The organism is Enterococcus sp. LJL120, assembly GCF_054871765.1.
Window position 1 is genome coordinate 58,455 of sequence record NZ_JBTXLV010000006.1, and the last position, 15,067, is coordinate 73,521.

The 15,067-nt window shown below is 37.3% G+C and carries 10 protein-coding genes; 4 read left to right on the forward strand and 6 right to left on the reverse strand.

Annotation, left to right across the window (positions count from 1 at the left end; all coding sequences use genetic code 11):
- Nucleotides 1-126: 126 nt before the first annotated feature.
- Together ACYSNU_RS10940 and ACYSNU_RS10945 are read right to left on the reverse strand one after the other, a co-directional pair.
- Entirely contained in the window at nt 127-1,947 is a 1,821-nt protein-coding gene (locus tag ACYSNU_RS10940) for an ABC transporter ATP-binding protein (RefSeq protein ID WP_461737239.1), read from the reverse strand.
- Nucleotides 1,937-3,703: an ABC transporter ATP-binding protein gene (locus tag ACYSNU_RS10945; protein ID WP_461737240.1), complete on the reverse strand. Its 1,767-nt coding sequence runs from the start codon at nt 3,701-3,703 to the stop codon at nt 1,937-1,939. The genes ACYSNU_RS10940 and ACYSNU_RS10945 overlap by 11 nt, the downstream gene beginning before the upstream one ends.
- A 227-nt stretch (nt 3,704-3,930) precedes the next feature.
- On the opposite strand from ACYSNU_RS10945, the gene ACYSNU_RS10950 reads away from it, so the two are divergent.
- Nucleotides 3,931-4,704, forward strand: coding sequence for a MerR family transcriptional regulator (locus ACYSNU_RS10950; RefSeq protein WP_461737241.1), 774 nt, complete (start codon nt 3,931-3,933; stop codon nt 4,702-4,704).
- A 75-nt stretch (nt 4,705-4,779) separates the two neighbouring features.
- Here the strand turns inward: ACYSNU_RS10950 and ACYSNU_RS10955 are convergent, their stop codons facing one another.
- The 4 genes from ACYSNU_RS10955 to ACYSNU_RS10970 all read right to left on the reverse strand — a co-directional run bounded on the left by ACYSNU_RS10955 (nt 4,780) and on the right by ACYSNU_RS10970 (nt 8,747).
- Nucleotides 4,780-5,760, reverse strand: a complete 981-nt coding sequence (locus tag ACYSNU_RS10955) for a tRNA dihydrouridine synthase (RefSeq protein ID WP_461737242.1) — start codon at nt 5,758-5,760, stop codon at nt 4,780-4,782.
- Between the two features lie 228 nt (nt 5,761-5,988).
- Nucleotides 5,989-6,435 (reverse strand): hypothetical protein, encoded by a 447-nt coding sequence (locus tag ACYSNU_RS10960; RefSeq protein ID WP_461737243.1) that lies wholly within the window; start codon nt 6,433-6,435, stop codon nt 5,989-5,991.
- Between the two features lie 250 nt (nt 6,436-6,685).
- On the reverse strand, nt 6,686-7,960 hold the full coding sequence (locus ACYSNU_RS10965) for a sensor histidine kinase (RefSeq protein WP_461737244.1): 1,275 nt from the start codon (nt 7,958-7,960) through the stop codon (nt 6,686-6,688).
- 16 nt (nt 7,961-7,976) lie between these two features.
- Nucleotides 7,977-8,747, reverse strand: coding sequence for a LytR/AlgR family response regulator transcription factor (locus ACYSNU_RS10970; protein WP_461737245.1), 771 nt, complete (start codon nt 8,745-8,747; stop codon nt 7,977-7,979).
- 789 nt (nt 8,748-9,536) lie between these two features.
- On the opposite strand from ACYSNU_RS10970, the gene ACYSNU_RS10975 reads away from it, so the two are divergent.
- The 3 genes from ACYSNU_RS10975 to ACYSNU_RS10985 all read left to right on the forward strand — a co-directional run bounded on the left by ACYSNU_RS10975 (nt 9,537) and on the right by ACYSNU_RS10985 (nt 15,058).
- Complete coding sequence (locus ACYSNU_RS10975; protein ID WP_461737246.1) at nt 9,537-10,658, forward strand: tyrosine-type recombinase/integrase; 1,122 nt, start codon at nt 9,537-9,539, stop codon at nt 10,656-10,658.
- Nucleotides 10,659-10,969: 311 nt separating this feature from the next.
- Nucleotides 10,970-11,716 carry a winged helix-turn-helix domain-containing protein gene (locus ACYSNU_RS10980; protein ID WP_461737247.1) on the forward strand — a complete coding sequence of 249 codons (747 nt, stop codon included), beginning with the start codon at nt 10,970-10,972 and terminating at the stop codon, nt 11,714-11,716.
- A 120-nt stretch (nt 11,717-11,836) separates the two neighbouring features.
- Nucleotides 11,837-15,058 (forward strand): pectate lyase-like adhesive domain-containing protein, encoded by a 3,222-nt coding sequence (locus ACYSNU_RS10985; RefSeq protein ID WP_461737248.1) that lies wholly within the window; start codon nt 11,837-11,839, stop codon nt 15,056-15,058.
- The last annotated feature ends 9 nt before the right edge of the window (nt 15,059-15,067 follow it).

The following is a 15,067-nucleotide window of genomic DNA, read 5'->3' on the forward strand; positions in this document are numbered from 1 at the left end:
CTTGCGGCCTAACTTTTTTTTCGTGAAATTAATTTTCGTTAGAAAGCGAATCCCAGTGTTTACCAGTAATAGCCGCTGATTTTTAGAATTGTTCTGAAAATCAGCGGCTATTTTTTTGCATTTTATTTAGGCTTGGAACTGGCTATTATAAAGACGGGCATACAGAGAAGGCTGGCTGAGCAATTGACTGTGGGTACCGTGTTCGATGATATTGCCTTTGTCCATCACGAGAATCAAATCGGCATTTTTTATCGTCGACAAACGATGGGCTATCACGAAACTCGTCCGGCCCTGCATCACTTGATTCATCGCCGTTTGAATATCTTTTTCAGTTTTCGTATCAATACTTGAGGTCGCCTCATCTAAAATCATCACGCGAGGATCAGTTAAAATGGCCCGAGCAATGGTAATCAATTGTTGCTCACCTTGGGATAAGGTGCTGCCTTCACTTGAGATGATTGTCTGATAGCCTTCTGGTAACTTTTTGATAACGGAATGGCAGCGGGCTAATTTTGCAGCGGCTTCGATTTCTTTTTGTGTTGCTTTGGGATTGCCGTAAGCAATATTTTCGGCAACCGTGCCATGAAAGAGCCAAGTATCCTGTAGAACCATACCAAAATTGCGGCGCAACGCTTTCCGAGAGAGCTTGGTAATCGGCTGGCCATCAAAGGTAATTTGTCCGGCATTGACGTCATAAAAACGCATCAGCAAATTAACAAGCGTCGTCTTGCCGGCACCGGTAGGACCGACAATTGCCACCATTTGCTTTTCTTTAATGGCTACATTGACATCTTTCATTAAAGGTTTTTCCTTTGTATAACTAAAGGAAACATGGTCGAATTGAATGGCACCCTTTGGTTGATCCAAAGTGATTAATTCGTCATCGCTAACCTGCACTTCCTCTGGTAAATCCAAGATTTGATAAATTCTTTCGGTTGCAACTAGCGCTCCTTGAAATGAATTGATCATATAAGAAGAGTTTGTAATCGGCTCGGAAATTTGAGTGACATATTGCAGGAAAGCCTGCACCAAGCCCACTGTTAAAATTCCTTGAATAGCTAAATTAGCACCAATTAAAGCCGCCAGAATGAAGGCGATTTGGTTGATAAAACGGATTGCCGGATAAATCGAGTAGACGACAAACTGAGAAAATTTGTTGGCTTGATACTGGGCTTCAATGTCTTGGTCAATCGTTTGAATGAAACGTTCCTCTTGACCGTAGACCTTGACCACTAAATTTCCCGCCAATGTTTCTTCTGTGGTAGAGCTTAATGCGCTCAGGGTGGCCATATGCTTTTCAAAAAGCTCATTATTAATTTTTGAAATAATCGCCGTGCCCACGCCGCCTAAAATTAAAACGGCTAAAATTACAAAGGTCATATCCACCCGAATTGTAAAGAGAATTCCAATACCTAAGAGAATACAGACGACTGAATAGACCATCTGATTAAAACCGGTGACAATCATATCAGAAATCTTGTCAATATCGGTGGTGGCTTTACTTAAAAGCTCACCGACCTGGGTTGTATCATAAAAATTCATCGGCAGCTTCGTCATTTTTTCCGTCAGCTTTTTCCGTAGCGAGAGACTGAGATTCTCTGAAACACTGGCAATCACATATTCTTGGAAATAGTTCATGATAAAAACTAAAAGACCAATGACTGCCAAAGCGATAATGCCACTGATAATCTCTGTTTGAATGGCGGCCCATTTATTTGAAATGCTGCCGTCACTCATCACGGCAATCACTTTATCAATTAATATTGCAGCAATCCATGGCACTAGCATGTAGAGAACCGTGGAAATGACATTTGAGAAAAAGACCGTCACAACCTTAACTTTTTCTTCCATTAAGAGTTTCCAGAACAACAAGGCGGCCCGCTTTGTATCTTTTGGGGTATCCGCTAAGGCTGTTTTGGGAATTTTTTTTCGTTTATTAAACAACATTTTTCTTTCCTCCATCAGTAATCAGGCCTTGAGTTAAGGCGAGTTCACGATAGTATTTATTTTCGTGAAGCAATTGTTTGTGCTGGCCAACTCCAACAATCTGGCCTTCATTTAAGACAACAATTTTATCGGCAGCGGCAATCGTGCTTAAGCGTTGAGCCACGATAATTGCTATTTTATTTTTTAGATAAGTTTTCAGTTGATGTCGCAGTTTGGCATCTGTTTCATAATCCAAGGCTGAAAAGCTATCGTCAAAAATATAAATGTCCGCTTCTTTAGCTAATCCACGGGCAATTGCTAGCCGCTGTTTTTGCCCGCCAGAAAAATTGGTGCCGCCTTGGGCTACCGGAGCATTGAATTGTTCAGCCGTCGAAGTGATAAAATCATGGGCTTGCGCCACTTTAGCTACCTCAATAATTTTATCCATCCCTAAGTCTTGATTTGAAAACTGCAAACTGTCCTTAATGGTGCCGCTAAATAGGAAGGCCTTTTGCGGAATGTAGGCAATTTTTCGCCGCAGTTCCTTTAAAGGCAGTTTGCGGGTGTTGATATTATTGACTAAAATTTCACCGCCGGTAGTGTCCTCTAAACGCAACAAAACTTTTAAAAGAGAGCTTTTGCCGGAACCCGTGCCGCCAACAATCGCGAGCGTTTCGCCAGCGCGAATCGAAAAATTAATATCCTTCAAGACGCTCTCTTCGGCGCCGGTATAGCGGAAATCAACCTGTTTAAACTCTAATTGTTGAATTGAAACACCTGCTGTTTTAGCTAATTTTTTGACACCAGTTGCTTGATCTTTTTGATCTGAAATGCTGCTTTCCATAGTGATTATTTCACTGATACGTTTAATTGAAGCAATCCCTTTTGGAAACTGGAACAATACTAAAGCTGAAGTAATCAAGGTCGAAATCGTCGTGACGGTATATTCGACTAGTGCTGTGATGCTGCCGACCGCTAAAGCATTTTGTGAGACTAGCTGCGAGCCAAACCAAATAATTAAAGCCATGACAATCACCATCAAAGAAAAAGCTAAGGGCGTTAAAATGGAGAAGTGCTTGTTTATTGCAATATTATTATCGGTATAACTTTCAAAGGTTTTATTTGAACGTTCCTGCTCTTTATGGGAATTGTCAAAGGCTCGAATAATTCGAACGCCGGTGAAAAATTCCCGTAGAACTAAAGTCATCCGGTCAATTTTAATTTGAATCTGGATAATATTTTCCACGGAACGGCTCATAGTGACATAAATCGCCGCTCCAAAAATCACAATTGAAAAAAGCGGAATCAGCGCGAGCAACGGATTGATTTGAATCGTTAAAATCAAAGAAAAAATCGACATAATCGGGCTCGGCAAAATCAGCTGCAAAAAGGTCAAAATAATTTGTTGAGCATTGACATTGTCATTGGTCATTCTAGTGACCAATGAGGCCACGCCCACATCATCGACTTGCTTAATCGATAATCTTTGGATGCTGCGGCTCAGCTGTTGGCGATTTTCTTTGGCAAATTTTGCCGAAAAGTCTGCTGAAAAATAACTGCCTAAAATACCCGCCAAAGTTCCCAAAATCAAGATAAAGACCATCTGAATACTGACTTTTGTAACCATTCCGGCATCTTTTAACAAAATTCCCTCGTTGATCATATGGGCGACTAAAAAGGGAATAATGAGTGTCGCAAAGGTGGTGATGGTGATAAAGAAAATACTGATTGCCAATAAGCCCTTATTCTTTTTAGAAAACTCTTTTAATAAATACATGATATCCTCCTGATTGATTTGCAATGAAGCCATTGCAAAAAAATAGCTTGATTTTCATTCGAGTAAAATACCAGCGAACCACTTGTAGTACTAGCAGCCGGCAACAGGTTTGAAAATCAAAAAATGAAATTTTTCTGGAAGGTCTTTACTTCCCAGTAGCTCTAGTCTAAACTTTAAAGTAGCTTTAATGTCAAGGTTTTTTCTAAAAAAAATTCAGGAGGACTGAGATGCAGGAAATTTTTTCGATTGATGATGTTGCAAAAATTTTTAATGTCGCAAAATCTTCTTTAAGATATTGGGAATCGGAGGGCTTGATAAGCTCTACTCGAGATGCCTCCAGCCGCTATCGGCAATACACAATTAAAGATTTATTGGAGATTGGTGACATTGTTTTTTATCGCAAGTTAGGGATTGCAATTGAACAGTTAAGGAAAATCGACCAGATGAGCTCAGCAAATATGAAAGAAGTCCTGCAAAATAAACGTGAGGACCTGCTGACAGAAATTCAAAATCTTGAGAAAACTGTTATGAAAATTGATACGAATATGCAACACATTGAAAAATACAATTATTTAAAAGACCACCAATATCAATTGGAGAAACCAGATATTCAGTATTTGATTGACTCTGCCGTCAGTGAAATTGAAGGCACTCAGCTCTTTATTGAGGATTCTTATAATTCGGCAATTTATTTTAAGGCAGCTAAGCAAGCCTTTTATTCAGGCAGCGTTGTTCACAGTCTAAAAAATGATGAAGCGCAACGGGTGATTTTAACCAGCCAAGAGGCAGCCGCTAAAACATTTGTCACTTGTTTATTGACGATGACAGATATGCAGGTAGCGCTAACTGATTTAGACAGCCAGCTAACGGCTATAAAAAAAATGGGCTATCAGATTGGGGCAACAATTTTTGGTCGGTATTTATTTGCAGCAGTAGAGGATGCAAATCTCGGTAAGCAAGAATTTTATAAATTATGGGTTGAGGTGAAAGAGGAAAAATAAAGGTTGTTCTGAGTTTTCCTACTATTCTAAAGAAGAAAATTCTATAGGGTAGAGGAAACTCGGAACAACCTTAGTTTATTTAGCGAAAATTTCTGGATTGCTTTGATGGAAAGCGGCTAAAATCTCACGAACCTGATCCGTTGATTTAGTATTCATTAATTGAACCCGTAAATCGTTGGCCCCGGCAAAGCCTTTGACATATATTTTGAAAAAGCGATGCAGGCCCACAATTGAGCGGGGAACGAGCTGTGCATAATAATCTTGTAAATCAAGCTGCAGCTCTAACAGCCCAATTAATTCAGCAGGAGTGTGCTCCTGTGTTTCTTTTTCAAAAGCGTAGGGACTTTTAAAAATCCCCCGACCAATCATTATACCGTCGACACCATATTCTGCAGCTAAGGCTAGGCCCATTTGTCGATCTAAAATATCGCCGTTAATTGTGATCAAAGTTTGCGGAGCGATTTTATCCCGCAGCTCGATAATTTTGGGAATAAATTCAAAATGGGCGGCTGCTTTACTCATTTCTTTTCTCGTTCTTAAATGAACGGAAAGATTTGCGATATCTTGTTGCAGCAAATGGGTAATCCAAGGCTCCAGTTCAGCAGTTTGTTCAAAGCCAATGCGGGTTTTCACACTCACTGGCAGACCGCCAGCTTTGGCAGCTTGAATTAAATCAGCCGCCACCTCAGGCCGCAAAATCAAGCCGCTGCCTTTGCCCCGTTCGGCCACATTCGGAACCGGGCAACCCATATTTAAATCAATTCCCTGAAAACCCATCTCGGCTAAGCTGATACTCATTTCTTTAAAAAATGCTGGTTTGTCTCCCCAAATATGCGCTACCATCGGTTGTTCATCTTCAGTAAAAACTAAACGGCCTCGCACGCTGTCGATGCCTTCAGGGTGACAAAAGCTATCAGAATTAGTAAATTCCGTAAAGAAAACATCCGGTGCCCCCGCCGTTTTGACAACATGGCGAAAGACAACATCTGTGACATCTTCCATTGGTGCTAAGATAAAAAAGGGCTTTGGCAAATCAGCCCAGAAATTTTTTGACATGATTGACTTCCTTTCAGTACACGGATTCCTTCAAAACATAGATATTGTACTAGGAAAATTTGAAAGAAGCAAAGTTTCTGGTTAATTAGAAACGCAAAATTTTCCAAGCTAGATAATTCAAGAAGTCTAGATAAAAAATTAAAGGAGATTTTTTAGTCTGGCAAAGTTTTACTTTTTTTAAAAGCAGATGAGGCATTTGCACCTTAATGTTTCGGGAGAAGCCTAAATTTACTCACTCAGATTGTTATAATGATGAATGACTTTGGGAACCAAAACTCTGACATAGAGCCAGATGATGATAAAAAAGCAGCTGGGCAGACTTAAATCCAAAATAATTCTCAACAGCTGATTGCTGAGGTTGTGGGTTATAATGTAGGTGATATAACAGCTACAAAAAAAGCTCAGTAGCACATCCTGCAGGTAAATAATTTTTAATTTTAAGGCTCTTTTGATTTTCTTGCCATAGCGTAATTCATAATTATTTGGGTTAATTAAAAGGGTAATCAGGGTACCTAAAACCCCCAGTTTGCCGCTGCGATCCGCCAGCAAAATCAAAAAAGCAAAGAGGATAATTGCGGGAATTATAATAAAGATTTCTTTTAACTGCTGTTTAATTTTGAGCTCCTCCTTTGGTTGGTGAATTATAAATTGTGCTGCTAAATCTACAGTCTGCAATAGAAAAGTCTTGATAAATTGCCCAAGCATACCTGAATGACACAAGGAAAAAGACTAAAGACTAAAAGAATATTTTCACAATTTATTTTACCAGGAAATTCTATTGGGCAATTCAAGTTTGCTCTTAGCTAAGTTAAAATTTTATTAACACCGGCATTTTTTACTTTTAATAAGCCAGTTCTGGGCATCAGATACATTTTTAGGTAAGCTGGGCTTTTCAATGCGAATGCCTAACTAAAAGCTAGCTGAGTTAAACTGACATAATAATTTTAGCTGAAAAAGTATCAGCCTTGATTTCTATTTGGAAATCTAGATTAGTGTAGTCTGCAATAATATGATTTAAAGAGTAGAGCCCTCGACCACTATGATTGGTTTTCGTCGTAAAATTTTTCTTAAAGATTTTTTCAAGGGAGACTTTTTCGTGAATGGTATTTTTGACCTCAAAAACTAGCGCATTTTTAGTGCGAAAAATTTTTATCCAGATAGTTGTATACTCATCTGGCAGGATGGCTTCGTAGGCATTATCCAAAAGAATTGATAGACACCGCACAAGATCAATTACTTCAACAGTAAATTCTTGATTAATTTTTTCAATTCTCAAGTTTAATTCTGACACGTCTTTGACCAACTCTAAGCGATTAATAAAAGAGATGATTAAAGCTTGCAATGGATAATTATTTAGATTTGTAACGGAGTAGTATTTAGAATCAATTATTTTATTGGAATAGACAACGATTTTTGCTAGATAATCTTTGGCACTTTCTATATCATCATTTTCTAAGTATTGTGATAAGCTAATCAAAATATTTTTGTAGTCATGGCGAAAGTTCTGTAATTCACTATAGCTTTTATTAATCGAAACAATTGAGCTATCGAGATAATCATTCTTTGGATCATTGGTAGAAAAAGTTGAAAACACCACTGTAAAAGCTGTCAAAAGTAAGGCGGTGACAATCATCAATGCAAAACTCAAAACGATTGCAGAAAATGTCATTCGGTAAATATAATACTGGTTAATCGCAAAAAGAATAACATAAGCAACACTACTAATAATCGAGTATTGGAGATACTTTTTTTTTATCGCAATAAATCGTTGAGTCAGGTGATATTTTTTGTGAACCTTATTTGAAATCAGCGTTAGCAGAATTAGCAAGACTAGATGGAGGGGGATAAATACAGGCCAGTGGGTATCCCCATCGTGAATATTGCTACCAAAGAAGATTCTTGAAATGCTGTAGGTGACTAACCAGACTATCGAATAAATCAGGCCGCTTCTAAGGGAAGAGTATGCCGACACGAGCCAAGTATTAAAGGAAGTCCGAATTAAGTAAAATTTCAAAATAAAATAAACATATAACACTAGTAAGCTGTAAAAAACGGACATAAATGAAGTCAAAAAGATAATCGCGAGCATCAACGCCAAGATTGCTGTTTTTTTCTTAGGTAGCAGTCTCTCATAGTCGCACTGGAGGAGCAGCCAAAGGTGGCTCATAGTCATTAATCTGAATAAATTTGGATAATCCATTGTCTGAACAGCCTCTCTATACCTCCAAATTTTTATAACGTTTTTTCAATTTAGCGATGTGTCTTGAGCCGATAAACAATTCCCGCTTATCTTTGAAATAAATCATCCCTTGGCTTTGATTAAGTGAGCTAATCATTAAAAGATTAATTATATACGATTTAAGAGAATTAAAAAATGCAGGTGAATTGAGCTTTTTTCTGATATCAACTAATCTTTCATTTGCGATAAACTCAATATCCTTAGTTTTCACAACCGTCTTTTTTTGCAGGCCTGAGACCGTTGTAATGTAAGAAATATCAAAAGGGTTAACGAGCGTTATGCCTTCTGACGTCTTTAGTTCAATTACCACGTTTTTTTCAAGTCTGTTTAAGATGGTATTTTGAATTTCATTTAAAATAGGGAATAGTGCATCGTTAGTCATGATATTTTCAGAGATATTTTTTGTAAGATAACCAGATGGATAAATTTGCTGATTTATCGAAAATTGACTCAAAGTATCATCGCTTGTCAGAAATATGATAAAAGCATTTGAGTTCCTCCCACGTAATAATTTGGCCAACTGAATGCCAGTGAAATCCGTATTAAGATGAATATCAATAAGAAAGACATCATTGTCACAGATGGTAAAATTCGCAACATCGCGATAAAGTTGGATGTAGTTGAGGGTATCATCAATACACAGGTTTATGTATTCACTCTTCTCAGTAAAATCAAGCAAGCATTTGGAAATCGCCATTCTGTGAGCCAGTTCATCCTCAATGATAAACACATTAGCATCATATTTCATTCTGTCACCCCTATCGATAACAATTTAAGTGGATTCAAACTTTTTTTCAAAAAAAAGCTTTTTTGAAGTCAATGTTATATAGCTTAGGTGTCGTTTTTGTAAAAAATAAGTATTGTTGAAGTTTAACTTCAAGCTCAGTAAAGTTAACTCTATTCAGATTTAAAATATAAAAATTGCTGAGAGAAAAGTCACAGAAAAAAGTAGGGTCAGACATGCAGATTAGTTTGATTTTTTTTAAATATCAGAGAAAAATAAAAAAGTACCAGCCGATATTGAGAGCTCTTAAAGGATAGAAAGCTTGTTATTTTAATCTACTTTAGTCAAACAAAGTTACAAAGTTTTCCATCGAGGTTCAAAAGTAAATTAGACTTCTGCTACATTGATTCACAATAGAAGAAACTTTTTTCTAGTTGCAGAAAAAAACAAAACAAAAACAGTTATTTTTCAATTGATAAAATAACTGTTTTTTTTATGTATTAAATTACTCAAATCAACAAGAATGTTACTCCAACAGGCAACAAACTTTCTTTTTGAAGGCTATAATATGACTTCAATATGAATCATAATATTTTCATGAATGTAATTTTCTCAATTCTCTCACAATTGAGAAAGGGTATTGATAAGGATTATTTTTGATAACCTTTGTGATACAAAATATTGTAGCACATTTTATTTTTAATGCAAAGAAATATTATTAAAAAATGATTCTTTTCTTCAGTTTAACTGCAGGCTGCTTTATTTTATTGTTGTTTTCCGTCAATTAAATCGTCAAAAGAAAGTGGGATTACTATGGCCAGAAAAGGTGAAAATATCTACAAGAGAAAAGATGGACGTTGGGAAGGTCGCTATATTTCTTCTCGAACAACCACAGGAAAAGCTAAATACTCTTCTATTTATGGAAAGAAATATGAAGACGTTAAAAGAAAACTACTTCAAAAAAAAGTCGAGCAAATTAGTGATTTTACTATCAGCAAGCGAACTATAAAGGCAGAAAAATATTCTGAATGGCTAACTTATTGGATAGACAAGATTGAAAAGAAAAGGGTGAAAAAAACTACTCTGTCAATTTATTCGCGACTAGTTGAAGTACATATCAACCCTTCTATTGGCGAACTGTTGTTAGATGAGATTTCCTCGAAGAAAATTGATAAGTTCTTGGAGGAGCTGCAGGAGAAGGATTTAGCTCCTGGTACTGTCAGAAATATTTTCAATGTTGTCAAGAAGTCTTTAGTTGATGCGTATCAACAAGGTTATATTCGCGAATTACCCGCCAATGGCGTGCAATTACCTAAACTTGTCAAGCATGAGGTTAATACCCTAACCTTAGCCCAGCAAAAAAAATTGGAATGCACCGCCTTAAAAGAGTCAGGCTGTTCAGCTATTATCATTGCCTTGTATTCTGGGATGCGCATTGGCGAAATTAGCGGTTTGCAATGGAAAGATATCGACTTTGATGAAGACATGATCTATATCAGAAGGACTGTCTCAAGAATTTTCACCCTTGACTCAGTTCAAACCAAAACCGAATTAACAGTTGGTAGTCCGAAATCGGCTAGCTCAATTAGAAAAATTCCGATTGCTAAAAATTTGAAAAATTATCTACAAGAAAAAAGAAAAAACGCAGCATCGGAGTATGTAATCGAATCATCAAAGGGATTAACAGAACCTAGAACCATTACCAATCGCTTTAAAAGAATTTTAGAAGAGACCAATTTGGAAAATATCAATTTTCATACATTAAGGCACACCTTCGCCACCCGTTGCTTGGAGCAGGGAATGGATATTGCGAGTCTCAGCAAAATACTAGGACATCAGTCAACGAAGATGACTTTGGATACCTATGCGGGTTCCTTAATGGAGACCAGAAGAAAAGGAATCAGCCAATTGGATACTCTTTTAGAAATTGTCTGAGAATAATTAAGCGTCAGAGAGAATGGTCAAAAAGCAAAAAAAACTCTCAGAATAAGCCCTTTGAAAGGAAAATTCTCAATTGTGAGAGAATTGAGAAAAATAACCAGCTGTTTTTTGAAAAGGGCTGATTAAAACAGTCTGCCTACAATATTATAACAAAAAAATCGATAATAACAAACATTCATTCCTTCTGTTTTGTTTTAAATTTTAATTTTTGTGAAGTAACAACTGTAAAGCTGAACTATATGTAATTTGTACAGATGGATTAAAAAGAGTAAACAATATATTTATTTTAGAAAGAAGTTGATTTTTTGAAGTCTATCATGATCTTGACTAAAAACATCCTAGTCGAATCGGAATTAGAACAGAAATTAAAAAGTTTAGGATATGAGGTATTTTCCTCATCCCAAATTTTCAATGAAATTTTATTGGGATTCAAAATAAAGATTACACCAATCTTTAATCTCGTAATTATCAGTTCAAGTATTAGTGAAGAAGAAGTTGAGACGATACTGAGCATTGGTTTTCAAAATGTCAGATTTTTGCGACTAGAAAATTTTGAAGGGGATGACAATGCACCGATAGAGTCTCAGAAGTGCCATTCAATTGATTATATTGATAAGGATTGTTCATTAAAAACATTAAGAGAAGTTCTATCAAAAAAAGAAGAAGCTGAAGTTATAGAAAAAAAATATAGTGCAGATCAATATTTGCATCAAAAACAGAACTTTCAACATGGGGATAAAAAACTATACTATGAAAACTTCACATCATCAATGTCTGCCAAGGAGCGACAAGTTTTTCGGGTATTGGTTGATTCAGAGGGGGACTATATTGATAGAAAAAGTCTAGCCTCGCATATTTGGAACTCAAGTTCTTCATCAAATTTAGCACAGCTTTCTCAAATTATCAGCAGAATTCGAGTAAAGATGGAGAAAAACAATATTATCAATTTATCAGAATCAAATAGTTCCTATTTAATCACCCATTGGAAAAAAGGCTATACACTCTCTGAAACTTTTTTTCAAGATTATATCCCTGTAAGGCTAGTTGAGTAAACCTAAGTAGTTTCATTCTTAAAAGAGTATGCCACAACAGGATTTTTGAATGGAGATGACCTTCATATCCTGGGTTAGAGAATGTCACTTAAGATTTAAGCAATGAAGGGAGGTGAAAATATGAGAAACAGAAAAAGAAAATTATTTAGTGTTCTTTTTCTAGGTTTGTTGTTGGGACTTAGCTTATTTTTTAGGCCATCTGCGGTCAGTGCGACAGAAGTCACGGTTTCTGATTGGAGTAGCTTTAAGACTGCCTATGAAGATCCAAACGTTACGAAAATCAAGCTAAATAATGACATCATCCGAGCAGATACTTCTGCGTCAAATAATATTCAAACCCAGCGTTCCACGTCTCTTGAAATTGATGGCACGAAGCCAAATCCAGTAGATGATTATGACCATTATCAACTTTATATAGGCAGGACCTATTTAGGAGTTGTAAATCCAGCTGCTAGTGAAACTAATGCAACGCTTCATGTCCATGATGTCATCATCTCTAATTATAGTACGGGAACCACGGCTGCTTCTTCATCCATATTTGGACTACCCAACTATACGCCAACTGATGCGAACTGTTATACAAAAAATTGGACATTAAGATTGGGAAATATTGTTGTACCTAAGAGTGATACAGAACGTGTGGCACGTTTCACTAGAGGCCAAGTCACTATTTATGGAAAAAACAAGGTTAGTACATGGGGTGAAAATTTCTACACCGGTGGTATGAAATTTGAAGATGGAACCGAATATTATGGGGATATAACGAAGCAAAACTATTCAGTAATCTGGTATCGACATAATACAAAGCCAACTGACACGGGTAGTTCAGAGTTTGATATTGGCGCGAATTGCGATATCAAGTTGAGAAACGTTGGGAGTCTTAGTAACACAACCTATCCAGCTATCTATCAATATTTTTCCAAAATTAATGTTGGTGAGAACAGTAAATTTACCGCCACAGTACCAGGCTCATCTTTACAATTTCACGGAAATGGCCAAACAATGACCGCTGAAAATGGCTCAGTAGTTACACTAACCAGCTTGGCTTCTGACATTAGTTTGCGGGATAGTTCGACGTTGGGTGGCGATTCAACAATCGTTGGTAGAAACGAAGGACGTATTCCATTTAATAGTGGCTATGCTACAAATCTATCGATTAATTTTAAGCCAGGTTCTTCCTTCTTTGTCATCGGGAGTACCGGTAGAAATGATGCTTTGATTACTTTAGGTGAAGCAACGAATAGTAGTAATAACAAGATTACATTGGACTCGCCTTTGCAATTTGACATTAGAAACACTGGGTCTCAAGATGCCGTCCAAGTTAATCGAAGCAAAGTGAATTCTTTTAACGTAATAAATAGTAATTTGTCCTTCTGGCAAGTTGGCTCAGATATATTTGGTAACGCAAACTTTGATTATCCGGATGTTACAAGTTTTATTTATCAGGATTTAAATGTTCCAACTTCTAGTGAAACAGAGTTACAAACTAAGCTTTCGGCGATTAAAACGAACACCAGAAGTAATGTTTCACGGATTTCAGGATTAAATTCCAAACCTGATGTTCTCTGGCAGTATCAATTGACAGATGCGGATAAAAATCTGTCAAACTTAGCTCGTATTCGACTAGGCTCTGTGCCGGATAATACAGGGTTAGATGAGAATGGTGATTTACATTATATTGACGTGTTTGCAAACTCTGGCTTACCAGTGAAAGTAACAGATTCGGTTTCTTCTGATGAAAAAGATTTAGTAACTGATGCGAATGGGTATATTTCCACAACAGTCGATAATTTTTATTCAGCGGGTACGATTTTAAGTGCAGTAGCCACACGTGGCAAGTTGATTTCTGATACTACGGCATCATTGCCAGTATTTGATATCACACCACCTGAGCCGGTCCAAATCAATGGCGGAAAAGTAACAGATATCGACTTGTATTTGAAGGGTGAAGGTGCAGAGGCTGGAGCAAACGTTCTCGTTAAAGTTAACGGAAGCTTACTCAGTTCGACTGCTGTTGTTGGCGCTGACGGAAAATTTTCAATTACTCTGCCAAATAAGCTAACTATTGGAGATAAAGTCACAGTGTATTTACAAGACGATGCCGGCCTTGCTCCTACAGGTTTAAAAAATGTAGCTCCAGCTACTAACGATTCGATAGGAAATATCAATCCCGATAATGCTTTAAACTACGGAGATGCCACCTTCAATCCGGCTGCCACTTATACTGTTGAGAAGTCGATTATTGATACTGCATCTGCGGAAAAAAGTTTTACTATTTCGAGCGGGGCAGCCAATGTCTCAACAGGTGAAGTCTTGCGGTATTCTGTCGCAGTGACTAACGATGAGGCGGAAGGCAGCGGTATTTTATGGTCTGATGTGGTGTTAACTGACATTTTAGATGAAGGTCTTGACTTTGACAGCTCTAGTGCTGATGTTCAAATCAACGGTGTAAGTGCTGCTAGTACATTTGACGCTGAGACACGGAAATTGAGTGTTTCGCTGGGAGATATTTTGCCAGTAACCAGTACCGGTGAGAATAAGATAATCCTATCATTTAATGTTTCTGTGAACCGAAAAGCAGTTGGTCGTACCATCGTCAACACAGCTAATCTATCAGGGAAAACAGCATCTGATGAAACCTTCGAGATTGCTTCAAACAAGTCTGAAACTAATCCTATTTTAGACAATACCTTGACAGTTAATTTCAAAAATCTTGACGGTGAAGTGATTCATGAGCAGGTTGTTATTTCTGGAAGCCTGAATCAAGTCGTTGATTTAACAAAAGAGCAAGATGTATTAGATGCAATTGCTTTAATTGAAACGCAAAACTATCAATTAGAGGAACGTCCAAGCTCTGAACAAGTAACCATTACAGGTAATGGAGATGAAGTAACTTACGTTTTCGATGGGATTCTGATTATTAAATCAGCACCGAGTGTTATCGATTTTGGCAATATTATTTATGACTCGACTGTAAAACGTGTAGACAATCCTAACTTAGGGAATGAGAGTCTTTCAATTTTGGATACACGTTCTAGAAGCAAAGGTGGCTGGACATTAACCGCCAAGCTAAGTAAAGAGATGAAAAATAATAGTACCCAATCGATTATGAATGAGGCGCTCCATTATATTACCGAAGATGGTACGGATATCACATTGGATACCAATGCGTCAGACATTGTCGTTAATCCTAGTGGAGGCAGTGTCGATGTTTCTAGCACTTGGGGGACGACCGCGACCACACCGGGCTTGAAGCTAGTAGCCGATCCATCCAAAACGACGATTTCTAATATCGGTAGTTATTCAGCAGAAATTACTTGGACGATTGCAGCAGGACCATAGGGGGAGTTA

Coding starts and splice junctions, on each gene's coding strand:
- ACYSNU_RS10940 (WP_461737239.1), bottom strand. CDS start 1,947: ATGTTGTTTAATAAACGAAAAAAAATTCCCAAAACAGCCTTAGCGGAT.
- ACYSNU_RS10945 (WP_461737240.1), bottom strand. CDS start 3,703: ATGTATTTATTAAAAGAGTTTTCTAAAAAGAATAAGGGCTTATTGGCA.
- ACYSNU_RS10950 (WP_461737241.1), top strand. CDS start 3,931: ATGCAGGAAATTTTTTCGATTGATGATGTTGCAAAAATTTTTAATGTC.
- ACYSNU_RS10955 (WP_461737242.1), bottom strand. CDS start 5,760: ATGTCAAAAAATTTCTGGGCTGATTTGCCAAAGCCCTTTTTTATCTTA.
- ACYSNU_RS10965 (WP_461737244.1), bottom strand. CDS start 7,960: ATGGATTATCCAAATTTATTCAGATTAATGACTATGAGCCACCTTTGG.
- ACYSNU_RS10970 (WP_461737245.1), bottom strand. CDS start 8,747: ATGAAATATGATGCTAATGTGTTTATCATTGAGGATGAACTGGCTCAC.
- ACYSNU_RS10975 (WP_461737246.1), top strand. CDS start 9,537: ATGGCCAGAAAAGGTGAAAATATCTACAAGAGAAAAGATGGACGTTGG.
- ACYSNU_RS10985 (WP_461737248.1), top strand. CDS start 11,837: ATGAGAAACAGAAAAAGAAAATTATTTAGTGTTCTTTTTCTAGGTTTG.